Here is a 15,556-nt window from a genome sequence, read left to right on the forward strand (position 1 = left end):
ATTAGCCCTATGGTTTACGAAATCGTGCTAACAACATGCGTTGGCCAATCTTCGGAATACCTTCGGCATCTACATAACTTAAAGTTTCTATTTCAAAACCGGTTTCCAGCAAGGCGGTCTCAATATCCCGATTCAGATGACAGCCATCTGCGACTTTCTTTTGAATGGGAGTGAGTAAATGTTGTAGACGCTGAATATTTAAATTTTGTCGATTCAGAACATGTTCGACCACATGTAAAGTCCCACCCGGTTGTAGCACACGATAAATTTCCTGCAGGCTCTGTTCCAGCTCTGCAATACTACAAAGCGTCCAGGTAGATACAATATTTTCCAGACTATTTTCGGCAAAAGGTAAAGCTTCTGCACTGGCCTGAATATGTTCGACCTGAAAAGCGGCCTGTTGAATTCGTGATTCTGCCAGTTTGAAGATCGTCGGGTTTGGTTCTAGTGCATAGACCTTATCAACCGATTGATAAAAAGGCAGATTCAGGCCGGTACCAAAACCAATTTCCAGTACTTCACCGGAAATATCCAAAAGTAGTTCACGACGCAAGTCCATCAAGGATGGCGTTTGCATCACTTGATTCAGCAGATGCGGAAAGATATGTTGTTGATAAAGTTTATACAGCATTTGAGTTATTTTAATTTGATGGAAATACGTTCTAGCTTAACTGAAAAATAAAATGACAGGCATATATCGAGCTGACTAAATACGTGCAGTTTGTTACCAAGTTCAACTGTTTATTCATTAAAAAATCCGTAAGATCAAGGAAGATATCCTTAAAACGTTTGATCAACTTGATTAGGATTAGATTAAAAATTATGCTCAAATACTTTAAACATTATGCTTTGCTGGCCAGCCTGTTGCTGCCTATTTCGGGCTATAGCTCGGTTGACCACAATATTGCCAAAGGTTTGCCTCCCGTCGTTAAAGGCCAGTCAATTTCGGTCTTACAGCCTTTTAAAGGTGATTTTCGTATTCTGGGTTCCAAGGTTTATAGTTCTGACCCGCAAGCCAAATTCTCTCCGATTGATTATGCAGTCAGTTGGGGGCTGTTTGCTGAACCTGAAATTGCCCGACATATCACGGTCAATCAATATGACCGCTATTTGAACTGGAAAATGGATCGAGTGCCAGTGCCAGTAGAACAAGCCAAGCAGATGGTGTCCAATATGCATATCATTCCTGCCAATCCTGAAATTGCCAAGGCAATTAAAAAGGTAAAGCGTGGCGATCTGGTGCGTATGCAAGGGGAACTGGTTGAGGTGCGTGACAAAGATCTGGTCTGGAAATCGTCCTTAACTCCGACCGATACGGGTGATGGTGCTTGTGAAGTCTTCCGCGTCAGTTCCATTAAATGGATCGAAAAAGTCGGTAAAAGCTAAAATAGACATCTTTTACACTTCTGATTTGCATAAAAAACCGCTCCTTTGAGCGGTTTTTTATCTGCTTAGAACTTACTTCGCAGTTAAAGCTTGACCTTCAAAGGTAATTCCATCCCAGCCATTCAGCATAAACTGGCGGATATTCTGATGATCAGTCGCCTCTGGCGTCGCGAGTACAGAAGCATAATGTTCGGCAAACAGGCTTAACGTTTGTGCCTGATCCAGACCATTCAATTGTGCAAAAGAAAAGACTTTGGCGCTGCCCTGGTTTTCTGTAGCCGCATTATTCTGCTGGCCATTTTTAAATGCAGTCGGTGTATGCGTATAACGGGATTCGATATACGCAATTACATCTGCAAATTTTGCTTCGCCTGCTGCCAACTGAGCCAATAAATCCTGTGCCATGCTGTTTTTCCTGTGCTATTCATGAAAATTCGATGCAATAAATATAGCAATTTTCTTGCGAAGTTCCATGGTATTTCATTGATTTTCGGTTCAAGATAACAGTTGAATTTATTCATGCTCAATACGAAACTTTGGATAAAATAAACTTGATCAATAAATAGAACAGGAAAAAATATGGGCTGGCTTTGGGTGGCAATGGGTGGGGCAATCGGTGCCAGTCTGCGTTATGCAGCAGGACTTTGGCTGTTCAAACCACAAATGCAATTTCCCTGGCCCACCTGGTGGATCAATATTTTAGGTTGTTTATGTGCTGGAATTTTTTTTGCCTGTAGCCAGAAATATCCAGCACTCCAACAAGAAGCTCGTCTGTTTTTAATGGTGGGGATTCTTGGTGGTTTTACCACATTTTCCAGTTTTGGCCTGGAAAGCTTTGTGTTATTGAAACAAGGCGCTATGGGCCTAGCGCTGTTATATGCATTATCCAGCTTAATTGTCGGCATTATTGTTCTGGCGCTGGGCTTTTATTTAACTTCAATCATATTGGCACAGAGTTAAAATAAGTGCATAAAAAAGTCAGGAAATTGGAGGTCATTTCCTGACATAAACCACGATTTAAATCTTAAGATAATCGAGGGTTTTCGGTTTTAACCACGTTTAAAGCGGCCAAAACGTTTGTTAAAGCTTGCTACACGTCCTTCATTGCTGGTCTGACGTTGCTCACCAGTATAGAAAGGATGTGATGCACTCGAAATATCCAGTGTCACATAAGGGTATGTTTTACCTTGATATTCTTTGGTTTGGCTCGAGTTCATCGTGCTGCCAATCACGAAATAGGCATCGGCATTGGTATCATGGAATAACACTTCACGATACTCAGGATGGATATCTGAACGCATATCTAACTTCCTCATGATTCTTGATTAAATGTTATAATATAACATTTGATATTTCAAGTAATCTAGGGTTACAGGGTGTAAGCCTATCGTCTCAATTTAGCTTCGACTCGGTACCAGTTCCTCAAATACATCACTTAAATCGTCATGTACTTTGAGATGAATCAGGTTCCAGTATTGTCCTGAAATTGTCCGGTTCACCATCAAGGTATCAGGAGAGGGCTTAAATACATCCCAATATTTCAATGAAGGTTTCAGTAGCTCCATCCCATCATGATGCGCTGAGTTTTCGGCAAAATCATAGTGAGTGACCAGAGGACGCATGAGCACTTCCAGCCATTGTTCATACAATTCTTTCGGGAATTTTCCAGTTTCAGTCAAGGAATGCAGCGCATCCAGCTGTTGCTCGATCACGGGAATATTCTTCTCGCGTGCAGCATGGATCAGTTCCCTAAAATGTCCAATCACTTCAGTCGATAAGGTTTTAACGCCACCATAATCATAAACAATCACAGAGCCATCCTCACGGAAGGCAAAGTTGCCCGGATGTGGATCACAGTGAAAGCGTTTCAGATAAAAAATTTCTTGGCCAATGGCGCGGAATAGGCGGCGACCTAAAGCATTTCGGGTTTCGAGTGGCCAAGTGCTGGCAGTTTCGATACTTTCACCAAGCTCTTGGCTTAAGGTCAAAATATGTCGCGATGAATACTCATGAAACACTTTCGGAATCACAATTTTATTGTCCAGAGGCTCATGGAAGGCACGGGCGATTTCCAGATTCTGGGCTTCAATTTCATAGTTCAGCTCATTGTCCAGACTGTGCTGAATTTCTTTAAATAATTGATCTTGAAGTTTACGGTCAATCTTTAAGACGCCCATCATGCGCAGTGCCAGACGAACTTGTTTCAGGTCGCTTTCGCAGGCTTCATCCACACCAGGATATTGTACTTTGACCACAACTTGCTGGCCATTCGGTAGGGTGGCTTTATGCACCTGACCAATCGAGGCCGCGGCAAATGGCTGCTCATCAAACTGCTGGAAAAGTTGCTGTAAAGGTTTACCCAATTCTTTTTCCACTTGTGCCTGAATTTCTTTAAACGGCATCGGTGGCGCCTGACGCTGTAACTTGGCAATGGCTTTAGCGACTTCGGGCGGGAAAACATCTTTATATTGAGAGGCGATCTGGCCAACTTTCATGACTGCGCCTTTCATTTCCCCCAAGGTATCCGCAATCTGCACACCAATATCCTGAAATAATTTACTGCGTGCAGTGTTTTTCTGCTCGTCATCGGCAGTTAAATTTTTAATGGAATTGGAGAGGGTTTTACCTGCAATACTTGCGGTCATTCCGGCAAGTTTCATAAAGCGACGACCGGGCGTGCTAGCCGTTTTTGCCATGCGAGATTCCTTGAAACCAACTATGAATGGATGTATTTGATCATAGGTGACAACGGTTCAATTGCCTAGATTTAATTGTAGAGGTTGTGTTGTGATTTCCTTCAGCTTCTCCATGTTTAATGCATCATCTTTGATTTGTTAAAAGATTTATCTTTATTGCTTGCGTTTAAACTATAAGAATATGCCGGAATCCGTCATCGTTTTAGATAAGACCGAGTACTAATTCTGAATGTTGTTTTATAGCTAAAAGCTTAGAATAAACAGAGTATAGTAATGAAGAAAATTCAATGAAAGTCTATCGATATTTTACCGGGAAAGATGATGTACATTTTTGTGCGCGGGTGACCCGTGCCTTAAATGAAGGTTATGAGCTATATGGTTCACCCACCATGACTTTTAATGGTACGGATGTAATTGTGGGGCAGGTGGTGATTAAAGATGTAGTGGATGAATCTGAGATTCCACAAGGATTAAAAAATGCGCTGGATCTTTAATCTCAGCGCATTTTCTAGCTTAAATTAATCAAATAAAAGTGTTTAGTTGTTTAGACTTAAGCGTTTATTATTGCCATATAAACGGCCCAATAAAAGTATACAAGCTACGCTGAGGCCTACAATCAGGCCAACCCAGACACCGGCGGCGCCCATGTCGGTAAAGCGGGACAAATACACCCCGACCGGGAAGGCGATGACCCAGTAAGCCAGCATGGTAATCCACATTGGCCCCTTGGTATCCTGCATGCCGCGCAGACAACCTGCCGCACTGATCTGCCAGGCATCCATCAGCTGATAGGCAATGGCAAACAGAATCAGATACACCGCAATTTGGGTCACGATCAGATCTGAGGTGTAGAGTGCTACGATTTCATTGCGGAAAACCCAAAGCAGAATCATGGTCAGGATCGCCAGAATAGTGGCAGTAATCAGGCCGAGATATTGTACTTTACGCATGGCTTGCCAGTTCTGTTCACCATAGTAGGTGCCAACCCGAATGGTCAGGGCAATCGCCAGTGACATGGGAATCATGAACAGTTGTGAAGTGACAGAAATAGCAATCTGATGGGCAGCGACAATGGTCTCACCCAAAGGACTCAGCACAATTGCAGCAGTACTGAAAATACTGACCTCAAAAAAAATTGCCAATCCGATTGGAAAGCCAAGCTGTAAGATGCGCTTCATCCATTCCGGGTTGATTTTTTCCCAATGGGTAAAAGGCTGGGTACGTTGATAGGCCTTATTTTTAAAGATATACAATGCCAGAGTCATGAGCATTAGCCACTGTAAAATCGCCGTGGCAAACCCACAGCCTGCACTGCCTAGGGCCGGAACAGGGCCAATACCATACATAAAGATATAGTTCAGCGGAACTAGCAAGACCAGCGCCAATAAACTAATCACGGTCACCGGACGCGGATTTCCAATCGCTTCAGAATAGCCGCGTAAGGCCGCATACATGGTTACCGCTGGCATACCAAAACCAATCGCATGCAGAAATAAACCGGCTTTAGGTTGTAAGCTTTCCGGTACACCTAAAAGTGGCAAAGTGGCCGGCAAGAGTTGCAAAATCAAGCCGGCAATTACCCCAAGAATCAGGGCAACCCAAAGCGATTGACGTGCAATGGTGGCAATTTTTTCAGGTGTGCGTGCGCCATTGGCCTCAGCAACCAAAGGCGTCGTGGCAATCATAATGCCACTAAACAGCAGCATCACCGGAATCCAGAGTCCTACTCCGACGGCAATCGCGGCAAGATCGGTAGCAGACAGGTGACCGGCCATAATGGTATCAATCAGACCCAGACCAGCCTGAGAAAATTGGGTCACCAGAATGGGTAACATCAGATGAAACAGTTTTTTTAATTCAAAACCAAAGGTTGTGACTGGTGAAACATTCGACACAAAAATTACTCATCGTGATCATGTGCTTAAATAGAAGGTTTAGCGTTGTAAAGTGAGAAGCACACCAATAAAAATTACCACGCCGCCTAAAAGACGTTGCCAATTAATCGGCATTTTTTCATTACCCAATAATCCCAGATGATCGACCAGCATCGACATCACCATCTGACCAAAAATAATGAGACCGCTAAGAACCAGAAAGCCAAGTTTGGGCGCTGCATAAATGCTCATGCTAATCGCGTATACACCCACGATGCCCCCGAGCCATAAATACCAGGGAACACTCATCAGTTCCTGTAAACCGGGTTTGGGATTGGACTGAAAAAGTACGATTACGGCGAGCACTATTGTACCAATCAAAAAGGAAAAAAATGCAGCTTGAATAGGAGAATATAAATATTCTTTTAGTTGTGTATTAATTGCGGTCTGGAGTGTCAATAAAACACCGATTGCAAAAACCAAAGGAAGTAAAATAATAAGTTGAGAAGATATTTTCATAATTTTAACTGACTAATTCTATTTAAATTTTTAGGCATATCACACGATCAAATTTAATTTTAGCAGTGTTGCCGCCGAGTCATGTTAAAATTCCGCTATATCTTGTAATCGTTTTTGAGTAGTTCTTTGGCTGAATTGAATCCTGCTGCTGTCCCTTTGTCCTTATATATTCATATGCCTTGGTGTGTGCGCAAATGTCCTTATTGTGACTTCAATTCGCATGCGGTTCCAGATGGTCAGCTATCACTGGAATTGGAACAGGAATATTTACGAGCACTGGTGGAAGACTTTAAAACTCAGGTCGATTTTGCCCAAGGCCGGCAGATTCACAGTGTCTTTATTGGTGGGGGGACGCCGTCACTGATTTCTGCCCTAGGCTATCAATGGTTATTTGATCAGCTCAAAGCCGTTATTCCCTTTGCCGGAGGCTGTGAGATTACGCTGGAAGCCAATCCCGGCACAGTCGAACATGATCCGTTTGCCGGTTATTTGCAGGCCGGAATTAACCGTCTGTCGATTGGGGTACAGAGTTTTAATACCGAGCATCTCAAGCGTTTGGGACGGATTCACAGCAATGAAGATGCGATTTCTGCCATTGGGCTGGCACGTGAAGCTGGGTTTCAGCGGATTAATGTCGACTTGATGCATGGTTTGCCTGAACAGACTTTAGAACAGGCTTTGCATGATTTAAAACTGGCAGTGGAGCAGGGCGCAACCCATATTTCCTGGTATCAGCTGACGATTGAACCCAATACGGTATTTTTCCGGACTCAACCGATTTTGCCTGTCGATGAAGTATTGGAAGATATTCAGGAGCAGGGTGAGCTCTACTTAAAAGCTCAAGGCTTTATCAACTATGAAGTTTCGGCTTGGCGTAAAGAATTGCCTTCAGCGCATAATCTGAATTACTGGCAGTTTGGTGATTATCTGGCAATTGGTGCCGGAGCACACGGCAAAGTCACTCAGCCGGATGGCGTGTATCGGTTCCAGAAAACCCGTTTACCTAAAGACTACTTAGCCAAAGTACCTGCTGAACATCTGCAGTTTAAGCGGATTGAAGATGCTGACATGCCCTTTGAGTTTATGATGAATGCGTTACGTTTAAATCAGGGTGTGGAAGCCAAACTCTATGCCGAACGTACCGGTTTGAGTCTAGATACTTTACAGGAGTTACTGAGCTCTTTACGTGACAGAAAATTAATGGTTGATGATCAAGACCGGCTTTCATGTACCGAACAGGGACATATCTTTTTAAATTCGGTATTAGAAGAATTTCTTTAATTATTTAATTTCTCCATTGTTCTAAAAGAGACCCTAATAGGAGTTTATTGGGGTTTTTTATTGCCTTAAATAAAATGCCTAAAGTCTGATTGACGCTTTCTTAAAGAGAAGTTTTCTGAGAATATTCAAAGATTAAATTAAATGAATATTATAATTTCTAGAGGGTGGGCAGGTGGATACATTATGGGATTTTCAACAGCTGGATTTAACTAATACCTGATTCTTTATTTTTGATAGTAAAAGTGATCATCTGGTTTATGAAGATCGGGACTTTAAAGAATATCATTGGGATCAGTCTAAATATAATCGAGTCAGGGAAGGGGATTTCTTTTTATATCGACGACCGCAAAAAGCCTCTGAAATTAAAAATCAATTCTATCTTTATGGTGCAGGCCGTATAGCCAAGATTATTGCACCTACTGCCATTCCTCAAAATCATCAAAAACGCCGAACCAAACCGGTCTTTGCGGAAGTGATCGATGGTATACGTTTTATAGATCCTATTCTGCAGTCCGATTTGGAAGATTTTCAATGGACTTTTAAACCACGCGGAAATACTTGGGAACATTTTTTTCAACAATATGGCATGAATGAGATCACAGCAGATGATTTTTGGCGATTACTTAAATTAGCAGGAATAGGCGAAAAACAGGATGCTTTGTTAGATACGCATTTACGTCAAGAAATCCTCGATTATAGCGTTGAAGATCAATATGCCAATGTAAAAGTTCGCGGTTCGCCACACCAGGAATTTGCTTTACAAGTTAAACTTAATTATCAATATCAATGTGCGATCTCTGGTATTAAGACCAAAGCCTTTTTAGTGGCTTCTCATATCGTACCTTGGTCTGAAAATCAGGTACATAGAAGAAATCCGCGTAATGGAATTTGTTTATCTTCTTTATTGGATCAAGCTTTCGATCAGGGATTTATCACGCTAGATAAAGGGCTTAAAGTGTGTCTTGCGAATCAAGCCAAGCAAGATGCGAGTTTATACGCCTATTTAAAACTTTATCACGGTAAACGAATCGACGTACCAAAACGTTTTGCCCCTGATCCGGTATTTTTAGCCTGGCATAGAGCACACCGGTTTTTAGAACAACCCAATGATCTTTAAAAGCGAGCGGTATGAGAGAAATGATAGGCACAAAAAAAGCACTCTAAGAGTGCTTTTTTCAATATCTTGCTTCTAAATTATAGAGCAACGATATTTACGGCTGTCGGGCCTTTTTGACCTTGAGCTACGCTGAAAGAAACCTTTTGGCCTTCAACTAAAGTTTTGAAACCTGAACCAGTGATTTCGCTGAAATGAGCAAAAACGTCTGGACCTGATTCTTGTTGAATGAAACCAAAACCTTTAGTTTCGTTGAACCATTTTACTGTACCGTTAACTGTATTAGACATAATATAACCTATTGAATCGTATGAATTTATAGCCAAAATTTCAGATGACTAACTGTAACTTTGAAAAATAAAAAGGATGGAGCTTTTTGATCTGTAATACGAAGGTTTATGACTAAAACTGCGATACTTAAAAGAAGACTAACCAAAACAAGAATTTTTCTAGTTGGGATTATCATACCGCTTATTTTGAGATATACAAGCGTTTTATTTGGCTAATTTATTAGGATGTTGAAAAATATAAAATTAAATTTGTATATTTTCTATCCAGAAAGGTTTTTTAAGTTAAACAAGGGCGTCTGCGTCAATAAAAAGAGCGCCGAAGCGCTCTTTTTAACTCAATTTACAACTTAATAGTCAAAGCTAAAGTGTTCTGGAGCGAGTGCCGTCATGGTTTTAGATGGATTCACCATCGCTTCTGCGTGACCTTGGGTACGTGGCAGGATACGTTCAAAGTAGAAATCAGCAGTTTTGATTTTTGCTTTATAGAATTCTGGAACTTCCGCACCATCGCCAGAAGCCAGTTTGGCTGAAGCGACTGCGGCTTGCTGTGCCCAGAAGTACGCCATCATCACATAACCGGAGAACATCAGGAAATCGACTGACGCAGAAGAGACGATGTCACGGTCCTTACGTGCAGCCAGCATGATACGCACAGTTAGTGCATTCCACTGTGCACAGAGCTTGGTTAAATCCCAGGCAAAGCGGCGCATATATTTATTACGTGCATGCTGACCGCAGAATTTCAGGATTTCAGCAGTGTAATCACGAATAACTTTACCTTTTGATGTCAACAGCACTTTACGGCCAATCAGATCCAGTGCCTGAACACCTGTTGTGCCTTCATACAGGGTAGAGATACGTGAGTCACGTACGATCTGTTCCATGCCCCATTCTTTGATATAGCCATGTCCACCGAAGACTTGCATACCGTGATTTGATGCCTCATAACCCATTTCGGTCAGGAAGCCTTTCAGGATTGGAGTATAGAACCCAAGATGGTCATCATGCTGTTCAAATGCTGCAGTATCGCCACGCAGCAAAGCATCATTCATGTTGTCGGTAATTTTTGCTGCATGATAAATCATGGCACGGCCACCTTCAGCAATGGCTTTTTGCGTCAATAGCATACGGCGGACATCAGCATGGTGAATGATCGCATCCGCTACTTTTTCTGGATCTTTTTTGCCAGACAAGGCACGCATTGACATACGTTCTTTAGCATAAGGTAAAGCACCCTGGAACGACAGTTCAGCATGACAAGTACCCTGAATCGCAGTACCAATACGCGCCGTGTTCATAAAGGTGAACATAGCGTGCAAGCCTTTATTCGGTTCGCCAATCAGGTAGCCAGTCGCATTGTCAAAATTCAGTACAGCCGTTGCTGAAGCGCGAATCCCCATTTTGTGTTCAATCGAACCGCAGTTCACTGGATTACGCTCACCGATCCCACCATCTGCCGCAGCAATAAATTTTGGTACGATAAACAGAGAAATCCCTTTGGTACCTTGCGGTGCATCTGGAAGGCGTGCCAGTACGATATGTACGATATTTTCAGTCAGGTCATGCTCACCTGCAGAAATAAAGATTTTGGTGCCTGAAATCGCATAGCTGCCATCTTCTTTCGGCTCTGCTTTGGTCTTAACCTGCCCCAGATCCGTACCACATTGTGGCTCAGTCAGACACATGGTGCCCGCCCAAGTTCCTGCAACTAAGTGAGGCAGATACGTGTTTTTCTGCTCATCGGTACCATATTGCATGATAGTGTTGATACAACCCACACTTAAACCCGGATACATCTGGAAGGACCAGTTTGCAGTCCCCATCATTTCCGATTTGATCAGGTTTAAAGACATTGGCAGGTTTTGGCCACCAAATTCTTCAGGATAAGACAGACCTTGCCAGCCACCTTGTACGAACTGGTCGTAAGCTTCTTTAAAGCCTTTCGGTGTTTTTACTTCGCCATTTTCAAAATGACAGCCTTCTTCATCACCGCTTTGATTCAACGGCGACAGTACATTTTCACAGAAATCTGCAGCGCCTTCTAAGATCATATCTACCGTGTCGGCATCGGCATATTCACCATTCGACAAATTCTGGTAGTGCGCAGGGTAGTCAAGCACTTCATTCATAAGGAAGCGAATGTCGTGTAAAGGGGCTTTATATGCTGGCATGCGTTTAATCCTGATTGAAATTAGTTTTGGATTATCTGTATCGATTCTTTGATTATTCACATTCGGGATAAAAAAACATTGATGAATTCAGTGAATAAAAATGTCAGAAAAGCGAATCGATTTTTAAGGCTAATGAATGAAATCATCGAATTTCATCATTAGGTGTTTACATTACAGGAAGATTAAAAACTTGTTATATCAATGGAATTTAATGAGTTAAAAGGTGATTTGTCCAGTATATTTTTGTATGAATTGTGCTCGGATTCAGGTCGCAAAATAACTCATTCTAAAATGTCATTAAAACCAATTCATGGTTTTTCAGCTTATAAAAAGTAGTAGGAGGAGAGTAAAGGGTTGCAGTTGCAACCCGAACTGAACTCATTGGAGAGATAGGGGTTTTAAAGAAACTCTTTTAAATCCGGCTTGATACCATTCCAGATGTAAAAAGATTCAATTGCCTGACCGACCAGCATGCCAAAACCTTCAGATGTCGGTACACCGCGTACTTTGGCTTGATCGAGAAAGGAAGAAGGTTTGCCATAGGCCATTTCATAGGCCCGTTTAAACTGTAACGCCTCTGGTAAAACCAAAGCATCACCACTGAGGCTAGCAGAGGTGGCATTAATCACCAGATCAAATTCACCGGCTAAATTGTCTAATGAAATTGCCTGTAATTCGACTTGCGGTACGGCATTCTGAAGATCAGCGACCAGTTGTTCCGCGCGTGCCAAGGTACGATTGGCGATCACGATTTTTTTCGCACCTGCTTGGGCGAGTGGATAAATCACACCACGCGTGGCACCGCCTGCACCAATAATTAAAATATCTGTATTTTCCAGTGGCCAGTCCAAGGCACGGATGGCTTCAACCAGTCCCTGACCATCGGTATTGTCGCCATGCAGGACACCATTTTCCATCCATAGCGTATTCACGGCTTTGGCAATTTTGGCCCGTTCACTCAGCACCTGACAGTGGGCAAAAGCTTGTTCTTTAAAGGGTACGGTGACATTCATGCCGCTACCACCCTTACTAAAGAACTCCTGAATGTTGGCTTCGAAGCCATCCAGTGGCGCCAGACGTTTAGTGTAATTCAGGTTGATCCCGGTTTTGGCTGCAAAGGCGTGGTGCAATTCTGGAGAACGTGATTGTTCAATCGGGTTACCAATCACGGCAAATTGTTTGCTCATTTCACAATGTCCATGTGCGGAAATGGCCATCAATATACGTGAAAAAGCGCAGGGACTAAAGCCTGCGCGATTTTAAATTGCTGTTAAGTTATAAGGGTTTTAGGAACTGCAAATATCCATAATATGTTCCGCAAACATCAGCGCCATACTGAGAACAACCCCAAGCCCAGTCAGGATACTCACCAGAATAGCGGCGCCATCCAGAATCAGATTATGACTCAAAATTGCAGTACTCATCGCGCTGATGGCGAGAGCCAGAAAAAGCCAAAAGGCCAACACAGGTAGATTTAATTGAAGATTATGCATTGTTATTCTCACTAGACATCAAATGGAATATGATCGATGTAGCGATAGGGTGCCGCGATCAAATCAGGTATTTCTATGCAGCAGTATAGAGGATATATCTATTAAAACAGCCCTCTATTTGAGGGCTGTTTGTATCATTTCATTGCATTGAATTTTAATTCTGTTAACCAGTCATAGGGTTTCAGGTAGTAATCTGTTAAACGTTTTTCCGGTGAGCCTTCATCCCATTCAGGACGATAAGACCATCCGGTAAGCGGGGGCAGGCTGACCAGAATCGATTCAATCCGGCCGCCAGTTTGCAAACCAAATAGGGTACCGCGGTCATAAACCAGATTGTATTCTACATAACGGCCGCGACGGTATAACTGAAACTCGCGTTGTGCTTCGGTATAAGGCTTATCCTGATTGCGTTGGAAAATGGGCAGAATGGCTTCTAAGTAACCATTGCCTACTGCCTGCATATACTGGAAACAGGTTTCAAAATCCCATTGATTCAGGTCGTCAAAAAATAAACCACCCACACCGCGCTGCTCGTCACGATGTTTCAGGTAAAAATAGTGATCACACCATTGTTTATGTTCAGGATAAACATCTTCGCCAAATGGAGCACACAGATCATGCGCCGTTTGATGCCAGGACAATACATCTTCATCATTCGGATAAAACGGGGTCAGGTCAAAACCGCCACCAAACCACCAGATCGGATCCTGACCTTCTTTTTCTGCCACAAATAAACGCACGTTGGCATGTGAAGTCGGTACATTCGGATTTTTTGGATGGATGACCAGTGATACCCCCATGGCCTGTGCTTTGGCACCGGCAATATTAGGATGACGTTCGGTCGCAGAAGCAGGTAGCTTGGAAATGTTGATGTGGGAGAACATCACCCCGCCTTTTTCAATCACCGTACCATTTTGCAAGACACGCGAACGGCCACCACCACCTTCAGGACGTTCCCAGTCATCAATGATAAATTCGGCCGTACCGCCGCCAGCACGCTCCTGTTGTTCCAGTGCTGCACAAATCCGTGCCTGCAAGTCGAGGAGAAATTCACGAACGCGTTGAATATCCGCAGATGTAGGATGCTGCATCAGAGCCTCGTAGGGAAATAAAAACTAGCTACATCAAAGCATAAAATCAGTCAAAGATTAAGGTCTATTTAGCAATGTAGTGGATTGAACCAGGCTTTAAATTTGAGTATTGATGGACAGAATGGGGTATTAAATCCGACCAAATGGCTAGGTTGAATTCTTTTTTCAAGCTCCGCACAATAACTTGCAAGCGCTCATGGGTTTGGGCATTTCTCGATGGTAGTAGGTGGGTGTCATGTCGGTACAGGTCAATTCCCTGATTCAAAAATATAATGTTCCCGGTCCCCGCTATACCAGTTATCCGACCGTTCCATATTGGGAAGAGCAGAAGTTTTCACTTGAACAATGGAAGCAAACGCTGAAAAAATCCTTTACTGAATCCAATCAAAGTGAAGGCATCAGCCTGTATATTCATCTGCCATTTTGCGAAAGCCTGTGCACTTTTTGCGGGTGTCATAAGCGAGTCACGAAAAAACATGAAATGGAACAGCCCTATATTCAGGCAGTGCTGAAAGAATGGGATTTGTATTGTGAGTTGCTGAAAGATAAGCCGGTCATTAAAGAAATTCATTTGGGTGGGGGAACACCGACTTTCTTTTCTGTTGAGCATTTGATTCAACTGATTCAAGGTATTTTGGCCAAAGCAGACATAGCGCCTGTGCATGAATTCAGTTTTGAAGGGCATCCGAACAATACCACGCGTGAGCATTTACAAGGCTTGTATGATCTGGGCTTTCGCCGGGTCAGTTATGGGGTGCAGGATTATAATGAAACCGTGCAAAAAGCCATTCACCGGATTCAGCCCTATGAACATGTCAAACAGGTAACCGAATGGGCGCGTGAAATTGGCTATGAGTCGATTTCGCATGATCTGGTGTTTGGCCTGCCTTTTCAGCATCTGGACGATGTCTTAAATACCATTGAGCAAACCAATTCACTTCTGCCGGATCGTTTGGCTTTATATAGCTATGCACATGTGCCTTGGATTAAAGGCAATGGCCAGCGCGGTTTTAAAGATGCTGATGTACCCAAAGATGCAATCAAACGTGAATGTTATGAAGCGGCCAAAAAGAAACTGCTGGCGCATGGCTATCATGAAATTGGCATGGATCATTTTGCTTTAGATACAGATGGCATGTACCAGTCCTTTCAAGCTGGAACATTACACCGCAATTTTATGGGATACACCGCCTCTAAAACTCAAGTGATGATCGGTTTAGGAATTTCTTCGATCAGTGATAGCTGGTACAGCTTTGCCCAGAATGTGAAAACTATTGAAGAATATTATGCCTGTTTAGCTCGCAATGAAATTCCGGTATTTAAAGGACATGTCTTAAATCAGGAAGATTTGATTATTCGTCAGCATATTCTGAATTTGATGTGCAGCTTTAGTACCTCATGGGAAAAACCCGAGCTATTTTTCCCTGAAATCGATCAGGTGGTGGAACAGCTTAAAGAAATGGCACAGGATGGTTTGATTCAAATGACAGACTCATCAGTCACGATTTTGGAGAAAGGGAAACCATTTGTACGTAATATTTGTATGGCTTTTGATTTACGTTTAAAGCGACGCATGCCGGAGAACCGGATTTTTTCGATGACGATTTAACACTTAATCCATCCCAACCCTCCTTTAAGAAA

Annotated in this window: 17 protein-coding genes; 6 read left to right on the forward strand and 11 right to left on the reverse strand. The window is 42.8% G+C overall.

What is annotated here, in order from left to right; genetic code table 11:
* Positions 1 to 7 precede the first annotated feature (7 nt).
* Positions 8 to 631: a class I SAM-dependent methyltransferase gene (locus NI455_RS02980; protein ID WP_044112220.1), complete on the reverse strand. Its 624-nt coding sequence runs from the start codon at positions 629 to 631 to the stop codon at positions 8 to 10.
* Between the two features lie 191 nt (positions 632 to 822).
* Here NI455_RS02980 and NI455_RS02985 point away from each other — a divergent pair, with 191 nt between their 5' ends.
* Positions 823 to 1,386 (forward strand): hypothetical protein, encoded by a 564-nt coding sequence (locus tag NI455_RS02985; protein WP_005101258.1) that lies wholly within the window; start codon positions 823 to 825, stop codon positions 1,384 to 1,386.
* Positions 1,387 to 1,458: 72 nt separating this feature from the next.
* Here the strand turns inward: NI455_RS02985 and NI455_RS02990 are convergent, their stop codons facing one another.
* On the reverse strand, positions 1,459 to 1,791 hold the full coding sequence (locus NI455_RS02990) for a HopJ type III effector protein (RefSeq protein WP_253112341.1): 333 nt from the start codon (positions 1,789 to 1,791) through the stop codon (positions 1,459 to 1,461).
* A 174-nt stretch (positions 1,792 to 1,965) separates the two neighbouring features.
* Here NI455_RS02990 and crcB point away from each other — a divergent pair, with 174 nt between their 5' ends.
* Positions 1,966 to 2,346: a fluoride efflux transporter CrcB gene (gene crcB / locus NI455_RS02995; protein WP_213686812.1), complete on the forward strand. Its 381-nt coding sequence runs from the start codon at positions 1,966 to 1,968 to the stop codon at positions 2,344 to 2,346.
* A gap of 89 nt (positions 2,347 to 2,435) precedes the next feature.
* Here crcB and NI455_RS03000 read toward each other — a convergent pair whose 3' ends face one another.
* A complete protein-coding gene (locus NI455_RS03000) occupies positions 2,436 to 2,687 on the reverse strand; it encodes a type B 50S ribosomal protein L31 (RefSeq protein ID WP_004732342.1) in 252 nt (83 codons plus the stop codon).
* Between the two features lie 96 nt (positions 2,688 to 2,783).
* On the reverse strand, positions 2,784 to 4,082 hold the full coding sequence (locus NI455_RS03005) for an ABC1 kinase family protein (RefSeq protein ID WP_153566888.1): 1,299 nt from the start codon (positions 4,080 to 4,082) through the stop codon (positions 2,784 to 2,786).
* A 287-nt stretch (positions 4,083 to 4,369) separates the two neighbouring features.
* Between NI455_RS03005 and NI455_RS03010 the strand changes: the two genes are divergently transcribed.
* Positions 4,370 to 4,576, forward strand: a complete 207-nt coding sequence (locus tag NI455_RS03010) for a DUF1737 domain-containing protein (RefSeq protein ID WP_004281552.1) — start codon at positions 4,370 to 4,372, stop codon at positions 4,574 to 4,576.
* A gap of 42 nt (positions 4,577 to 4,618) precedes the next feature.
* Here the strand turns inward: NI455_RS03010 and NI455_RS03015 are convergent, their stop codons facing one another.
* On the reverse strand, positions 4,619 to 5,977 hold the full coding sequence (locus tag NI455_RS03015) for an MATE family efflux transporter (RefSeq protein ID WP_338149856.1): 1,359 nt from the start codon (positions 5,975 to 5,977) through the stop codon (positions 4,619 to 4,621).
* A 39-nt stretch (positions 5,978 to 6,016) separates the two neighbouring features.
* Positions 6,017 to 6,475, reverse strand: coding sequence for a DMT family transporter (locus tag NI455_RS03020; RefSeq protein WP_005108571.1), 459 nt, complete (start codon positions 6,473 to 6,475; stop codon positions 6,017 to 6,019).
* A 126-nt stretch (positions 6,476 to 6,601) separates the two neighbouring features.
* Between NI455_RS03020 and hemW the strand changes: the two genes are divergently transcribed.
* Positions 6,602 to 7,756 carry a radical SAM family heme chaperone HemW gene (hemW, locus tag NI455_RS03025; protein ID WP_253112344.1) on the forward strand — a complete coding sequence of 385 codons (1,155 nt, stop codon included), beginning with the start codon at positions 6,602 to 6,604 and terminating at the stop codon, positions 7,754 to 7,756.
* Positions 7,757 to 8,273: 517 nt separating this feature from the next.
* Positions 8,274 to 8,873 (forward strand): HNH endonuclease, encoded by a 600-nt coding sequence (locus NI455_RS03030; RefSeq protein WP_253112346.1) that lies wholly within the window; start codon positions 8,274 to 8,276, stop codon positions 8,871 to 8,873.
* A 77-nt stretch (positions 8,874 to 8,950) separates the two neighbouring features.
* On the opposite strand, the gene NI455_RS03035 is transcribed toward NI455_RS03030, so the two are convergent.
* The 5 genes from NI455_RS03035 to hemF all read right to left on the reverse strand — a co-directional run bounded on the left by NI455_RS03035 (position 8,951) and on the right by hemF (position 13,915).
* Positions 8,951 to 9,160, reverse strand: coding sequence for a cold-shock protein (locus tag NI455_RS03035; protein ID WP_004281542.1), 210 nt, complete (start codon positions 9,158 to 9,160; stop codon positions 8,951 to 8,953).
* 347 nt (positions 9,161 to 9,507) lie between these two features.
* Entirely contained in the window at positions 9,508 to 11,331 is a 1,824-nt protein-coding gene (locus NI455_RS03040; RefSeq protein ID WP_253112348.1) for an acyl-CoA dehydrogenase C-terminal domain-containing protein, read from the reverse strand.
* A gap of 398 nt (positions 11,332 to 11,729) precedes the next feature.
* A complete protein-coding gene (aroE, locus tag NI455_RS03045; protein ID WP_253112350.1) occupies positions 11,730 to 12,518 on the reverse strand; it encodes a shikimate dehydrogenase in 789 nt (262 codons plus the stop codon).
* 99 nt (positions 12,519 to 12,617) lie between these two features.
* Positions 12,618 to 12,824 carry a hypothetical protein gene (locus NI455_RS03050; protein WP_004732323.1) on the reverse strand — a complete coding sequence of 69 codons (207 nt, stop codon included), beginning with the start codon at positions 12,822 to 12,824 and terminating at the stop codon, positions 12,618 to 12,620.
* A gap of 134 nt (positions 12,825 to 12,958) precedes the next feature.
* The gene (gene hemF, locus NI455_RS03055) at positions 12,959 to 13,915 is read right to left on the reverse strand and encodes an oxygen-dependent coproporphyrinogen oxidase (RefSeq protein ID WP_253112353.1); all 957 of its coding nucleotides are present in this window, start codon (positions 13,913 to 13,915) and stop codon (positions 12,959 to 12,961) included.
* A gap of 235 nt (positions 13,916 to 14,150) precedes the next feature.
* On the opposite strand from hemF, the gene hemN reads away from it, so the two are divergent.
* Positions 14,151 to 15,524, forward strand: a complete 1,374-nt coding sequence (gene hemN / locus NI455_RS03060; RefSeq protein ID WP_253112355.1) for an oxygen-independent coproporphyrinogen III oxidase — start codon at positions 14,151 to 14,153, stop codon at positions 15,522 to 15,524.
* Positions 15,525 to 15,556: the final 32 nt, after the last annotated feature.

It is taken from the genome of Acinetobacter lwoffii (genome assembly GCF_024129435.1).
In the GTDB taxonomy this organism is placed as follows: domain Bacteria; phylum Pseudomonadota; class Gammaproteobacteria; order Pseudomonadales; family Moraxellaceae; genus Acinetobacter; species Acinetobacter lwoffii_F.

What these genes read in the sequence shown, in the direction of transcription:
- hemF (WP_253112353.1), bottom strand. Translation starts at nt 13,915, where the DNA reads ATGCAGCATCCTACATCTGCGGATATTCAACGCGTTCGTGAATTTCTC.
- NI455_RS03010 (WP_004281552.1), top strand. Translation starts at nt 4,370, where the DNA reads ATGAAAGTCTATCGATATTTTACCGGGAAAGATGATGTACATTTTTGT.
- NI455_RS03035 (WP_004281542.1), bottom strand. Translation starts at nt 9,160, where the DNA reads ATGTCTAATACAGTTAACGGTACAGTAAAATGGTTCAACGAAACTAAA.
- NI455_RS03000 (WP_004732342.1), bottom strand. Translation starts at nt 2,687, where the DNA reads ATGCGTTCAGATATCCATCCTGAGTATCGTGAAGTGTTATTCCATGAT.
- NI455_RS02990 (WP_253112341.1), bottom strand. Translation starts at nt 1,791, where the DNA reads ATGGCACAGGATTTATTGGCTCAGTTGGCAGCAGGCGAAGCAAAATTT.
- NI455_RS03040 (WP_253112348.1), bottom strand. Translation starts at nt 11,331, where the DNA reads ATGCCAGCATATAAAGCCCCTTTACACGACATTCGCTTCCTTATGAAT.
- aroE (WP_253112350.1), bottom strand. Translation starts at nt 12,518, where the DNA reads ATGAGCAAACAATTTGCCGTGATTGGTAACCCGATTGAACAATCACGT.
- NI455_RS03005 (WP_153566888.1), bottom strand. Translation starts at nt 4,082, where the DNA reads ATGGCAAAAACGGCTAGCACGCCCGGTCGTCGCTTTATGAAACTTGCC.
- NI455_RS03050 (WP_004732323.1), bottom strand. Translation starts at nt 12,824, where the DNA reads ATGCATAATCTTCAATTAAATCTACCTGTGTTGGCCTTTTGGCTTTTT.
- crcB (WP_213686812.1), top strand. Translation starts at nt 1,966, where the DNA reads ATGGGCTGGCTTTGGGTGGCAATGGGTGGGGCAATCGGTGCCAGTCTG.
- NI455_RS02980 (WP_044112220.1), bottom strand. Translation starts at nt 631, where the DNA reads ATGCTGTATAAACTTTATCAACAACATATCTTTCCGCATCTGCTGAAT.
- NI455_RS02985 (WP_005101258.1), top strand. Translation starts at nt 823, where the DNA reads ATGCTCAAATACTTTAAACATTATGCTTTGCTGGCCAGCCTGTTGCTG.
- hemN (WP_253112355.1), top strand. Translation starts at nt 14,151, where the DNA reads ATGTCGGTACAGGTCAATTCCCTGATTCAAAAATATAATGTTCCCGGT.
- NI455_RS03020 (WP_005108571.1), bottom strand. Translation starts at nt 6,475, where the DNA reads ATGAAAATATCTTCTCAACTTATTATTTTACTTCCTTTGGTTTTTGCA.